The organism is Cyanobium sp. ATX 6A2, assembly GCF_024346355.1.
In the GTDB taxonomy this organism is placed as follows: Bacteria; Cyanobacteriota; Cyanobacteriia; order PCC-6307; family Cyanobiaceae; genus NIES-981.
Genome location: NZ_JAGQCU010000015.1, coordinates 39630 through 53009, shown reverse-complemented (window position 1 = coordinate 53009; position 13380 = coordinate 39630). Strand labels below are relative to the sequence as shown.

The 13380-nt window shown below is 61.2% G+C and carries 10 protein-coding genes; 8 read left to right on the top strand and 2 right to left on the bottom strand.

The features are described from left to right. Positions 1-52: 52 nt before the first annotated feature. Both KBY96_RS12605 and KBY96_RS12600 read left to right on the top strand, forming a co-directional pair. On the top strand, positions 53-319 hold the full coding sequence (locus KBY96_RS12605) for a hypothetical protein (RefSeq protein ID WP_254979793.1): 267 nt from the start codon (positions 53-55) through the stop codon (positions 317-319). Next, positions 316-606, top strand: coding sequence for a hypothetical protein (locus KBY96_RS12600; protein WP_254979792.1), 291 nt, complete (start codon positions 316-318; stop codon positions 604-606). Before KBY96_RS12605 ends, KBY96_RS12600 begins: the two co-directional genes overlap by 4 nt. Here KBY96_RS12600 and fabI read toward each other — a convergent pair. Continuing rightward, entirely contained in the window at positions 593-1375 is a 783-nt protein-coding gene (gene fabI / locus KBY96_RS12595; protein WP_254979791.1) for an enoyl-ACP reductase FabI, read from the bottom strand. The genes KBY96_RS12600 and fabI overlap by 14 nt on opposite strands. A 208-nt stretch (positions 1376-1583) precedes the next feature. Between fabI and KBY96_RS12590 the strand changes: the two genes are divergently transcribed. Further along, positions 1584-3317 (top strand): thiamine pyrophosphate-binding protein, encoded by a 1734-nt coding sequence (locus KBY96_RS12590; RefSeq protein ID WP_254979787.1) that lies wholly within the window; start codon positions 1584-1586, stop codon positions 3315-3317. Then, positions 3314-5134: an AMP-binding protein gene (locus tag KBY96_RS12585; protein WP_396122325.1), complete on the top strand. Its 1821-nt coding sequence runs from the start codon at positions 3314-3316 to the stop codon at positions 5132-5134. The genes KBY96_RS12590 and KBY96_RS12585 overlap by 4 nt, the downstream gene beginning before the upstream one ends. Positions 5135-5518: 384 nt before the next feature. Here the strand turns inward: KBY96_RS12585 and KBY96_RS16565 are convergent, their stop codons facing one another. Beyond that, on the bottom strand, positions 5519-8401 hold the full coding sequence (locus tag KBY96_RS16565) for an AMP-binding protein (RefSeq protein WP_396122324.1): 2883 nt from the start codon (positions 8399-8401) through the stop codon (positions 5519-5521). Positions 8402-8942: 541 nt separating this feature from the next. Between KBY96_RS16565 and KBY96_RS12575 the strand changes: the two genes are divergently transcribed. From KBY96_RS12575 to KBY96_RS12565, 4 genes are read left to right on the top strand one after another with little or no spacing between them, the layout of a single operon-like run. Continuing rightward, positions 8943-9701: a phosphosulfolactate synthase gene (locus tag KBY96_RS12575; protein ID WP_254979784.1), complete on the top strand. Its 759-nt coding sequence runs from the start codon at positions 8943-8945 to the stop codon at positions 9699-9701. Further along, on the top strand, positions 9698-10096 hold the full coding sequence (locus KBY96_RS16560; RefSeq protein ID WP_396122323.1) for a VOC family protein: 399 nt from the start codon (positions 9698-9700) through the stop codon (positions 10094-10096). The genes KBY96_RS12575 and KBY96_RS16560 overlap by 4 nt, the downstream gene beginning before the upstream one ends. 19 nt (positions 10097-10115) lie before the next feature. Next, entirely contained in the window at positions 10116-11933 is a 1818-nt protein-coding gene (locus tag KBY96_RS12570; RefSeq protein ID WP_254979783.1) for an AMP-binding protein, read from the top strand. Beyond that, a complete protein-coding gene (locus KBY96_RS12565) occupies positions 11923-13314 on the top strand; it encodes a condensation domain-containing protein (RefSeq protein WP_254979782.1) in 1392 nt (463 codons plus the stop codon). The genes KBY96_RS12570 and KBY96_RS12565 overlap by 11 nt, the downstream gene beginning before the upstream one ends. Positions 13315-13380: the final 66 nt, after the last annotated feature.

Here is a 13380-nt window from a genome sequence, read left to right as displayed (position 1 = left end):
CGCCGAGCCATGGATGATGCCACGATGCCTGTGGCATACGCATCTTGATGCCATGCGCACCACCCTCACCATCGACGCTGCCCTGCTGCGCCAGCTGCGCCAGAAGGCACTGGACATGGGCAAGCCCTTCAAGCAGGTGGTGAACGACACCCTGCGGGCGGGCCTCAATCAGCCAGCGTCCCCCCAGCGAAATCCTTACCGCTGTCCCACGTTCTCGATCGGTGCCCTGGCTCCGGGGGTGGATCTCACCAAAGCCAATCAGCTGGCGGCAGCCCTGGAGGCTGAACTCCTGATCGAGAAACTGCGGCAGGGCCGTTGATTCTGATTGACACCAATCTCTGGCTCTATGCCTCTCTGCAGGAGAGTCCCCAGCACAACCAGGCCAAGGCCTGGTTGGAGACCACGTTCAACGGAAATGAGGCGATTGCCCTTCCCTGGAGTGTGCTGCGTCTGTTGATCCAGGAGGCCGGCACGGCCGGCAATCTCACCAGCGATGCCCATCTGGCCGCTCTGGCCATCGAGCACGACTGCACGCTCTGTTCGGTCGACAGCGATTTCCGCCGCTTCCCCGGCTTGCGCGTTCGCAACCCGCTCACATCCCCGTGATGCAGTAGCCGGCGTCCACGTAGATCACCTGGCCGGTGATGCCGGAGGCCAGGGGGCTGGCCAGGAAGGCGGCGGTGGCGCCCACCTCCTCCTGGGTCACGGTGCGGCGCAGGGGGGCCTTCCCCTCCACGTTGTGGATCATGTCGAGGATGCCGCCGATGGCGCTGCTCGCCAATGTGCGGATCGGGCCGGCGCTGATGGCGTTCACGCGCACCTGCTGCTCCGGGCCCAGTTCGGCGGCCAGGTAGCGCACCGAGGCCTCCAGGGCCGCCTTGGCCACCCCCATCACGTTGTAGTTGGGGATCGCCCGCTCGGCCCCCAGGTAGGTGAGCGTGATCACGCTGCCGCCCGGGTTGAACAGGGGCTTGGCATAGCGGCACAGGGGCGCCAGCGAGTAGGCGCTCACCTCCAGGGCGCGGGCGAAGCCCTCGGGGCTGATGGCGGAGTAATCGCCGATCAGCTCCTCTTTGCCGGCGAAGGCCAGGCAGTGCACCAGCACGTCGATGCCGCCCCACTGGTCTTTCACCTTCGCGAACACCGCCTCGATCTGGGCCGGCTCCTGCACGTTCAGGGGCTCGAACAGCGAGGGATTCAGCGGCGCGGTGAGGTCGCGCACCTTGCCCTCGAAGCGTCCCTTCTCATCCGGCAGATAGGTGACCCCCAGCTCACAGCCGGCCGCGTGCAGCTGCTGGGCGATGCCCCAGGCGATCGACTTGTTGTTGGCGATGCCGGTGACCAGGGCCTTCTTGCCGCGCAGATCGAGGAGCATGGGAGAACGTGCAGGAACGGGCGTGGTGGTGCCATCCGGCGATTCTCCTCCAGGGAAGGCCCGCTTTCCCCGGCCGGCAGGGTCGGAACGTTGCCGCCCTGTTCCGGTGGGTGAATCCAGGCCATGATCACCCCGGCACCACGAGCGATGTGCAGCCAATCCCCACCCGGCTTCACCCGCCCGGATTCGCGCTGTGCTGACAATCCAGATGACGGCAATTCCCGAGCCACCGACGGCCCCTGTCGATCCTGAAGGTTCCCCGCGGTGGGACAGAGCGGGCCGGCTCGGTCTCCTGCGGCAGAGGGGCCAATGCCAGCCTGCCCTGGTGAGTGGCAGTGAACTGGTGGCGAGCACTCTCGCTGCGCTGGAGTTCACGTGGATCGCCGGTGTGGGCGGGACGCCCGTGCATGGCATCTACAGCGCCTGTGCCGCGAGGGGCCTGCGGGTGCTGGGCACCCGAACCCAGGCGGGGGCCACGCTGATGACGGCCGCGGCGGCCTTTGTGGCGGGAACCCAGTGCGGTGCCGTGGTGCTCTCACCCGGGCCGGCGGTGACCAATGCCATTACCGGCATCCTGGTGGCACGGGACAACGGCTGGCCCCTCCTGGTTCTCGGTGGTCGGCGTGCCGCTCATGGAGGGCAGAGGGGGCACTTCCAGCAGCTTGATGCCGCCAGCCTGATCCAACCGATCGCCAAATGGACGGGCTGTGCCCACGCCCCAGCTGACATTCCCCGGCTACTCCACGAGGCTGTGCGGACTGCACGCTGTGGTCGGCCCGGCCCCGTGTACCTCGACCTGCCGGAAGACGTGCTTGGCGCAAGGATCGTGGATCCGGGGCCCGTCGAACCGTTGGTTTGGGACTCCCCTTCGCTCGAGGATCGGCTCGTCGATGGGCTCGCTCGGCGGCTGCGGGCCGCCCGCAATCCCGTTCTGATTCTCGGCGATGGGGTGCGCTGGCGACTCGACCTCGCACAGGTCCGTGGGTGGCTGGAGCGGCTGTCGCTGCCGGTCGTGAGCTTCCCCCTGGTGCGAGGCGTGCTGGCGGAGAGTCATCCCTTCGCCGTGCATGGTGCGGAATCCCGCGCCGGGGTGCTGGCCCAGGCCGATCTGGTGGTGCTGTTCGGTGCTGATCTCGACTGGCGCCTGCGCTTCGGCGCTGAGATCGATCCGGGAGCGGCCGTGATTCTCGTCAGCGACGTGACGGAGCTCCCCCCCACGCTGGCGGAGCGTGGGGAGCGGTGGGCAGCTGATCCCGGGTTGCTCCTCAACCGTCTGGCGCAGCGCTCCCCGGCGCCTGAGGCACCCCAGAGGGCAATGCTGCGGGCCTGCGAGCCCGTTGGTGATGCACGGCCTGCGAGCGAATCATCCGCCTCAGAAGCCGCCCGTCTCACGATCCGCGAGGTGTTCGAGATCATCCGGGCGGTCATCCCCCCCGAGGCCTTTCTTGTGGTCGATGGAAAGATCACCCTCGAAGCAGCTCACCGCTTCCTGGATCGCGAGCACCCGTTCCTCTTCCTCGATCCGGGCTGGAATGGCTGCATGGGCACCGGAGTTCCCTTTGCCATGGCCGCCCGGCTCCACCACCCCACCCGGCCGCTGCTGCTGGTGACGGGGGATTTCGCCTTCGGGATGGGCGCCATCGAACTGGAGACCGCCGTTCGACATCGCTTGCCCTTCGTGGTGCTCGTCGTCAACAACGACGGCGCCGTGGGTTCGCTGAATCAGATCACCAAGCTCCCCCCCGATCATCCGGAAAGGGTGCATGCCTTCCAGAGCGCCCTCGCCTACGACCAGGTGGCCACTGGCCTCGGGTTCCCCGCCTGCCAGGCCAGCACGGCTGAGCATCTGCACCAAGCCCTGTCCACGGGTCTGGGCAGTGGAAAGCCCCTGCTCGTCAATACGCTTGTGGACCCATCCTCCACGGCAGCGGACGGAGCATGAGCGCCTCCTCCTCTCCGGGCACTGCTCCTCGCACCCTGCTCGAGCTTCTGCAGGCGGGTGAGCGCGTGAATACCGGAGATCCGGTTCTGCTCGATCCCGCCGGAGCCAGGTTCGATTGGACTGGCCTTGTCGCAGCCATGTCCGAGGTGTGGGGGACGCTGCAGGCGGACGGTATCGGCCGGGAGGACCGGGTGGCTCTGGTGTCTGCACCGGGCCCCCAGGCTGCGGCCGCCCTGATCGGCACCATGACCCAGGCCGTTGCGGCTCCCCTCAACCCCCGGGCCCCGGAATCCACCCATCGGGACGACCTCCAGCGCCTGGCGGTCAGCCTGGTGCTCACCGATTCCCAGCCGCCGCCGGCCCTGCTCGCGGCGGCGGCTGGGCTGGGACTTCGTGTGCGCAGGCTTGCCCCCCTGCCCGTAAGCGGTGAGGCGACCTCTTTGCCGCAGCCTTTCCTGTCTGCACCCCAGCCCTCGGATCTGGCCCTGCTGCTGCAGACCTCCGGCACCACCTCGAGGCCGAAGGTGGTGCCCCTCTCCCACGCGAATCTTCTGGCCTCTGCCGGCCATGTGGCTGAGGTGCTGCAACTGAAGCCGGTGGATCGCAGCCTTGCGGTGATGCCGCTGTTCCACATCCATGGCATCGTTGCCGGCCTGCTCGCCCCCCTGCTCTCCGGTGGCAGCGTGATCTGCAGCGAGCCGCTCCCCGGGGCTGAGCTGCTCGAGCTGATCCGAAGGTCTCAGGCCACCTGGCTGTCGGCTGTGCCCACGCTTCTGCAGGGCCTGGTGAGAGCCTGCGGGCCGGAGGGCACTGCTGGGCCGGGGCATGCACTGCGCCTGATCCGTTCGTCCTCGGCGCCGCTGGCCCCTGCGCTCGCGCAACGGCTGGAATTGATGTTCGGTGTGCCGGTGATCGAGGCCTACGGCATGACCGAAGCGGCCCACCAGATCTGCAGCAACCGCCTCCCCCCGGTCTTGCGCCTGTCCGGCAGTGTCGGCTTCGCGGCCGGGCCGCAGGTGGCCGTGCTCGGGCCCAATCACCAACAGCTGCCTGCCGGGGACGTGGGTGAGGTTGCCATCCGTGGCGTCAACGTCACGGCGGGCTATCTCGAGACGGCGGGCGATGGCTGGGTCACCAGCCCGGATGGGTCCCGCTGGTTCCTCACCGGAGACGAGGGATCGTTGGATCGCCACGGTGTGCTCCGGCTCACAGGTCGCCTCAAGGAGATGATCAACCGGGGCGGGGAGAAGGTGATCCCCCGCCAGGTCGATGAGGCCCTGCTGGAGCACCCCGCCGTTGAGCAGGCCGTGTGCTTTGCCGTGCCCCATCCCAGTCTCGGAGAGGACGTGGTTGCCGCCGTGGTCCTGGGATCCCCTGGGTCCGCCTCCGAAGACGAACTGCGGGGCCACTGCTTCGCCCGGCTGGCCCCCCATCAGGTGCCCAGCCGGGTCCTGCTGACCGATGAGCTGCCGAAGGGACCCACAGGCAAGCTGCAGCGGATCGGTTTGGCCGAGAGGCTGAGCGCCCTGCTGGCGCCGCTGGAGGAGCCGCTTGAGGGAGAGGTGGAGGAGTTGGTGGGGGAGATCTTCGCTGCCGTGCTGCGGGTTCCACTGCCGTCGCGCACGAGCAACTTCTTCGCCCTGGGGGGCGATTCCCTCACGGGTCAGCAGGTGATCTCCAGGCTCAACACCCAGATTCCGCTCGACTTGCCCGCCACCCTCCTGTTCCGCTTCCCCACGCCCAAGACGCTGGCGGCTGAGCTCGAGGAGCGGATCGACCATGCCCTGGCTGCTCTGGAGGAGGAGCATGGCCCCTGAGCGCTCACGTCTTGTGCAGCTCCGCCGGTGTTGTGTCAAATCACATTCGTCAGCAGAACAGCTTGGTGATCCACACCGGAGCTGAGCGCGAACTGGGGCTGAGTGCTTGCTGACTCGGAGATGGATCGAAGGCTCGGATTTCTGTGCTCCTCATGGCGGAGGGGTGGGCCTCTGGCAGTAAACATGCCTTGAGGGAAGTCGGACGACTGCAAGGGAGTGGACTCCCAGCCATGGCAGGAACTCAGCAAAGGCAATGCGTTTGCGATGACTGCAAGGCGCAGGTAGTGTTAGTCCCTGCAAAACGAGCAAGATATCTTGCTAAGAATAGATTTCCGGGGCATACAGGCTGCGGACATGTATTCTACTGCAGGGTACAGTCGACGTCTATTGCGCGGTGGCAAGCAGTATTTTTTCCAGTGCCGCAATGTTGGGGTTCTGGAAGAAAAAGGCCAATGGTGGAGCCTTTCCCCATTCGATCTGAATACGAGATGCAATTCGTGTTGCGGCCAGTGAGTGGCCACCAACTTCAAAGAAATTATCGGTGACTCCGAAGTCGTGATGTCCGAGGACTTCAGCCCATATGGCATGGAGCTTGATTTGGAGTGGTGTTTGGGGTGGCACTCGGGTCTGCTTTGTGCCGGTGAAGGAAGCAGGTGGCAGGGCGTTGCGATCCACCTTCCCGTTAATAGTTAGAGGAAGTGCTTCAAGTTCCACGAATGCTGCTGGTATCATGTAATCTGGCAGGCGTGGACGGACAAAAGCCTGAAGTTCCTCCGTTGTCGCTTTCCCTTTTGCGCTCGAAACCCAATAGGCAATAAGTTTATGCTCGGTGCCAAGGTGCCCATCTTGATCAACAAGCACAATATTTTTGCTCACTAGGGGGTGGGCCATCAGTGCAGCTTGAACGTCACCTAACTGCACTCGAAAGCCTCGTATCTTGATGAGGTCGTCTACTCGACCGAGTGCCTCCAGTGCTCCATTGCTGTGCAGAATCCCGAGATCACCCGTTCTAATAGATTGGGCATTGATCAGCTGCTCCAGGTGAGTTTCATCTTCAAAGCGCGTTCCAGTAACAGCTATTTCTCCCGGCTTCCCCCGCTGAAGACGGTTATAATCGGCATCCAAGATGTCAATCACTACATCGTCTAAAGGCTGGCCAAGTGGTACCATTCCGGAGTCTGTAATCTGGTCACTTGCAATGTCAAAAGTGCTGATCGTTCCACCCGTTTCGGTCTGACTATATAGGTTGTGTATTGATATACGAGTGCCTGTAATGCGCTGAAGGCTACGCACTGTCTGCCATTCTAGTGGTTCTCCTGTTAAGTAGATGCTCATGAGAGAATCGGCCACCGCCTTTGGCTGGTCACTCTGATGTGCAGTCTCGATGTAATCAAGAGTGGCTTCCAGTATGCTCGGGACAGTGTCCCAGGCAGAGATCTTTCGGGTCTGAATTAGTTCCAGGATTCGTTGAGGCGATCTCCTGGCTTCGTCATCAGCCACTTCCAGGCAAGCCCCTCGCACAAGCGGCAGCCATAACTGTCTCACAGCGGCCGAAAAAGCAAGAGAGGCTGTGTGAAGGAATACGTCCTCCGAGGTGAGAGTTATTCGACGAGATAGAGCGCCCAGATAGCTGCCGAGACAGCCATGTGAAATCGTCACTGGCTTAGGCACTCCCCTGGAGCCTGATGTGAACAGGACGTAAGCAGGATCTGCAGGACTAGGCCGAACACTAGGTGGAGTTTCGACTTGCTGGACGGCCAACTCACTGAGATCTTTGTATGCTAAGGCGTCCACTTGAGTGACCAGCGGCAGATCAAGTGCTCCAGGATTCGTCACGACATATGTAGGCTTGACAACTTCAAGGATGCGCGCAAGCCTATCGATTGGATAGGTATTGTCCAAGGGGACCGCCGCGGCTCCTGCCCGGGCACAAGCGAGCAGCAGAATGAATGATTCCAATGAGCGATCCAAGCAGATGGCGATTAAGCTTCCCGGCTTGACCCCGTTCTCCAATAGAGCTCTGGACATCTGATTGATTCTGATATCAAGCTCTCCATGCTTCAGGAGCTTTCCATTCGCTCGAATAGCTGGAGCGGATGGCCCAGCCATTGCAGCAGCGTGGAGGAGATCAGATGCAGTGCACCGTTGCGTCACATCAGGATTCGCACTCAAAGAAGCCACCCTAGGCGTGCGGCTTGGCCTGCTGAAAGAGGTGCTTAGGCGCGGGCACGGAACAGCAACCTCAGCGAGGGCCACAGTTGTTAATTCACCAAGTTGGTTCCGTCCCTCTACAGCCACCTCCAAGAAACTCTGATTCAGATCGTGAGACAGCCGGGTTACACTCCCTTCGTACCTGGTCACATCCCCGTAGAGAACCGGGGACGTTGCGTTCACACGGAGTCCTCGTAAGATACCTCTGTCACCTATCCAGTCTGTGACCATAGTTCCAATCCATGCGGCACGCATGGTGGCGTTGTCGAAGGGCGCAGGCATACCTCGCTGCGTTGAAATCCGCCCATCCTCATGCTGCTGGGAGTAGCGAACTGGCCAACCCACCCCTGGGAGAGTCGTGGAGGTGTGGGGTCGATCAAGAAGGTCCAGGTATGCAAGGCGATTTCCTCTGTATGGAGGCCCGATGGCTGCTTGCCAACAGATCAGGTCGCCAATCGTCAATGGCCCGCGGACCCTAGACGGGAGACGATGCCCAACTCGAAGAGATCGGGGCTCAATCCCATGTCCACCTGACCGGGTTTCTGCCTTTAGGGAGTGAGCAATGTCATTCAACTCTGATGGAGTGTAGGCATGAATATTTCTATCCACCAATAACTCGTCGGCGCTGAGATCTATGACGGCCAGAGTTGTATTGATAGAGCCAACCACGCTCCCGGCCTCGTTATGGTAATTCGTTTCCGTAACGAGGTAGACCACCTGGCGCCCGGCTCGATCAATTCCCGCAAACACATCTCGAAGAATCGCTTCCGGGTCAAGAGCATCACCAACAAGAATAGGCTGGTAAAAGTGGCATTCAAGTTCACTTATCAAGAAGGTTGGAGTAAAGTCAACAGCTGCTCCATGCAGGACCGGATAAAGTACGGAGAGCAAAAAGGTGGGAGGCGCACTCAGGCACCCATGAGGTCCTGATTCTGCATAGGTGGAATCTACCCATAGGGGATTGTCATCGCCAATGCAGAAGGCAAACTGACGGATGGCATCGGGAGTTGCGACCGTGTTCCATGGAGGCCGCTCTTCCGAGCGTACCCCGATCATGGAGCGAGACGCCTCAGCGAAGGCGGCTAGTGATCGGGTCATGGATTGCATGGGGAAGCTGACACTGCCTACCAGCATTATGCGGTATATCACCTATCTGGCATGGAAGGGAAACCTTTTAGGTGTCGCGCCAAGGGTTTTCGCGCGTCGCATCGTCCCTCATTGGCGTTCCCTGTAGCCGCTGGCTGCAGGTACACTCGCCTTATGCCGATGGCCTGCCAGAGCTGATGTGAGGGCCTTTCTCTATGGAAACGTGCGGGACTGTCTGGACCGGGCCAGGAGGCCTGCTAGCAGTTCAGGACCTTATCAGTACCCGCTTAGCCGCCATCAGCTTGGCTTTCTGCACCCCACGAAGCAGCCGTGCACCTGCCGCCTGATGTCTTCAACTAGACGGCCATAGTGTATGCAACCCCGAGCAGCTGCAGCAACTCTGCTCGTCCAGCTTGTTCACATTCGATTGGCTGGAAACTCAATGGCAAGCCTATCGCGATGCCTCGTGCATGGTATCATTGAGCAATACTGACGGGAGTGCAGATAGCAATTGCTGCCCATTGATCTCCCTCAACGTGCTGGCAAGCCTAGGCTGAAGGGTCTCACCAGCCTCTTGGATCCAGGCGTGCCCGATGGCCATTTTCGTGACGTGATTGAGAGTCATGGCCCGTGCATTGATCATGTAAAGTTCGGCTGGGGTAGTTCCTTGATCACAAAGGATCTCCCCAGAAAGTTTGAGATATTAGAAGCGAATCAGGTCTATGGATTCTTCGGGGGCACACTTTTCGAAAAGGCAGTGGCAAGTCTCCGAGTGGATGCTTTTCGGCAATGGTGCCGCGCATTCGGATGCAGGTTGGTTGAGATCTCAACGGACTCTATTCAGCTTGAGCCTCATGACCGAGCGCGCTACATTTCCAGCTTCGCCCACGAGTTTAGTGTCCTCAGCGAGGTCGGCTCCAAGCGACCTGCTGCTGGTGGCGACCCCCCTGCGGAGTGGATCCGGCAGATCCGCGCAGACCTAGACGCCGGCGCTTCCTATGTGATTCTCGAGTCCCGGGAGAGCGGAACCAGCGGGTTATATCACCCGAATGGCGAACTGCGTAGGAATCTCCTCGATGCTATCATCGATAGTGATCTGCCTATTGATCGCCTCATCTTCGAGGCCCCGGCAAAAGACCAACAAGCCCTCCTCATTCATGCGCTGGGTCCGAGTGTGAATCTCGCCAACATTCGATTCACTGATAGCTTGGCCCTCGAAAGCCTTCGACTGGGCCTGCGAGCCGACACCTTCGGTATTTACTCCTCATGAGAGATCCAGCGAATGCTTTTCACCTAGCAATACCCTGCGCAGAGCTGGAGCAGACAGCGTCCTTCTACACTCAGCTCGGGTGTAGCGTTGCTCGCCGTTACCAAGATCGCATTACCATAGACTTCTTCGGTGATCAGCTGGTCTGTCATCTAGCCCCGGATGACGTGGCACCGGAGCCAAAGATGTATCCCCGCCACTTCGGAATCACCTTTCGGCAGAGAGATGATTATGAGAACATCCTGCTGCGGGCAAGGTCTCGAGGAATCCCCTTCTTCAGGCAGCCATTCGTTCGTTTCTCTGGTCAGCCCGAACAGCACACTACATTCTTCCTGTTAGATCCCTCTAATAACTTGCTGGAATTCAAGTTTTATGAACATCTCGCTATGATGATCTGATCCACCTTGTTTTTTCTCCTTGAGGCATCCCGCCACGATTAGGGACCTGCTCAGAGACGCAGCCCTCAGTCACCCCGATCAGACAGTCTTTTTCGGAGCGGAGGGGACCCTCAGTTCTGCAGAGTTGGCGGGTGCCGTCGATGCTGTGATCCAAGGTCTTCGAGAGGCCGGTGTATCTAGGGAGCACCGAGTGGCTGTGTGGGGTACTCATGGCCGGGATACCGCTGTCGCCCTACTTGCCGCAATGGCAGCAGCAGTGGCCGCACCGGTGGACCCAAGCCTCAACGAGGACGCCCTCCGAGAGGAACTCGAGAGAATGCATGTTCGTGCCGTACTCATTGCCGGACTTGCTCCACCTCGCCTGGATCGTGTCGTTCAGGGCATAGGACTGCCCCTCCTCGATTCGAGTCGATTCGTCGCATGCCAGGGTGTTTCTAATAGTGGCTTGTACAATCAAGTTGAAGACTATGCTCTTTGCACATCACCCTGCCTCGTGCTGCAGACTTCAGGCACCACTTCCCGTCCCAAAGTGGTGCCCCTCACCCATGCCAACCTGCTAGTTGCGGCTGCGGGCACAGCTGAGGTACTGAACCTCGGGCCCGACGACTGCTGTCTTGTGGCTATGCCTTTCTTCCATATTCATGGCATTGTTACATGTCTTCTCGCTCCTCTCGTGAGCAGAGGCAAGATTTTGTTCCCTGCCAACGCACTCTTGCCGAGCCTTGTCGAGAGATTCTTCTGCCGCGCTCCCACATGGATGTCTGCCAGTCCTACCCTTCTTCAGGCGCTCCTAAGATCGGTTTTATCTGAGCAGAAATCAGATAATCGCCATGACATGACAGTCCCCGCCTTGAGATTCCTTCGCTCCGCTTCAGCTGCCCTGTCGCCATCGCTGCAGCAAGCCCTTGAGGTAACCTTCCGCGTTCCCGTGATTGAGGCCTATGGAATGACAGAGACTGCTTCACTAATCTGTAGCAACCGTCTGCCGCCTTCTCTACGATATTATGGCAGCGTTGGCCGTTCGGCGGGGCCCCAAGTGGCCATTCTCGATGAGGCCTTTCATCCGCTTCCCCCCGGTACCTACGGGGAAGTCTCGATCAACGGAGAGAACGTCACAACTGGGTACGAAGGTACGGAATCCGGATGGGTTGTGAGCCCCAGCGGAGAACGCTGGTTCCTCACCGGAGACGAGGGATCGTTGGATCACGATGGTGTTCTACGGCTCACAGGCCGCCTCAAGGAGATGATCAATCGCGGCGGGGAGAAGGTGATTCCCCGGCAGGTTGATGAGGCGTTGATGGAGCACCCCGCCGTGGAGCAGGCCCTCTGCTTCTCCGTGCCCCATCCCACCCTTGGCGAGGACGTGGCAGCTGTCGTTGTTCTTCGAGCGGGTGCGCTTGCCTCTGAAGAGGACCTTCGTGTCCACTGCTTTGCCCGCCTGGCTCCTCATCAGGTGCCGAGTCGGATTGTGACGGTCGATGAGGTGCCGAAGGGCCCGACAGGAAAGTTCCAGCGGATCGGCCTGGCCGCGAAGCTGGACAATCTCCTCTCTCCGATGGAGGAGCCGCCTCAGGGAGAGGTGGAGGAGTTGGTGGGGCAGATCTTCGCTGCCGTGCTGGGCATCCCTGTGCCGTCGCGCGCGAGCAACTTCTTCGCCTTGGGCGGTGATTCGCTCACAGGTCAGCAGGTGATCTCCCGCCTCAACAGCGAGATTCCGCTTGACCTGCCGGCCACTCTCCTGTTCCGCTACCCCACGCTCCGGATGCTGGCGGCTGAGCTGGAGGAGCGGATCGACCATGCCCTCGCTGCCATGGAGGAAGGGCAGCATGGCCCCTGAACGCTCACGCCTGCAGCGGCTCCGTAAGCTCGCCCCGAGCCCCCTGCCTCCTGCCAGCCCTCTGGGCTTTCCCGCGCCGCACGGTCACCCGGCGTTCGCGGCCTCGTTCACCCAACTCCGCTTCTGGCGCCTCGACCAGTACAGCGATGGCACGGCTTGTGCCATCCCTGACGCCCTGCATCTGCAGGGAGAGCTCCAACCGGCGGCGCTGAAGCTGGCTCTGGAACGTCTGGTCGAGCGCCATGAACCTCTGCGCACCACATACCAGCCCGGCGGTGAGGACCTCATGCAGATCGTGGCCCCGGCCCAAGGCGTGGATCTGCAGGTGGAAACGCTGCGACACAGCGCAGGCTCGGAAGAGCTCACGGCAAGGATGCAGCAGGAGCTTGAGCGCCCCTTCGATCTCGACCACGGACCGCTGATGCGCGCTCTGCTCCTCCAGTGCCGTCAGGGAGAGCACGTGCTGTTGCTCGTCTTCCACTACAGCGTCTTTGATGGCTGGTCCCGAACCGTCCTCTACCGGGAGCTGGCGGTTCTGTATGCCGCGGCTCTGGAGGGTGCGGGCAGTCCGCTGCCAAAGCTGCCGCTCCGCTATGTCGACTTCGCTCGCTGGCAACGGAGGAGCCTCGCCCCAAGGGATCGCGACACCCTTCTGAGGCATTGGCGAATGGTCCTCAATCACCTTCCCAGCATCATCCTCCCGGCCGACCACCCGGCGCAGCCCCAACTCACGTACCGTGGCCGCTCCAGCTACTTCCAGTTGGCGCCATCGCTTGTGGCGGGGCTGGCGAATCTCTGCAGCAGTGCCGCAGTCACCCTCTCCATGGGGCTTCTCGCCCTGGTCGCGGCGCTGCTCCACACCCATGGCGGTCAGGAGGACATCGGCATCGGCATCCCGGTGGCCGGACGCCGCCATCCTTCTCTGGAGAGTCTGATGGGGTCGTTCGTCAACCTTCTTGTCATCCGTATTCATCTGTCTAGGGCTCCATCCTTTCGGACTCTTCTGGGTCGGGTTCGCAGCTCTTGCCTGCAGGCCTACGACCATCAGGATCTCCCCTACGCGATTCTGGAAGATGCCCTCTGGCCGCGGCAGCCTCCCCATGCCTGTGTCCCTGTGGTGGTTCAGCTCATGGATCTGCCCTGGCGGCCCGCCCTTCAGAGGCTTGCCGTTCGGAGGCTCCCTTCCCCATCCCAGCGGGCTCGCCATGAACTGGAATTTCGCTTTCGTCACCTTCCTGGCGGTTCTCTTCAGGTCAAGATCATCTACTCAACGGATCGCTTTTCCGAGCAAGGTATCGACGTTCTATTCGAAAGAATGAAAGCTCTTCTTGGCGGTTTGCTTGATGGCCCAGACCGCGGTCTGGTGGTCACCAATGCCTGAGATTGCCTCACGATGAAAACACCAGGATCTGTTCTGCGTCAGCTGCTGGCTGCAAATGATCAGGCC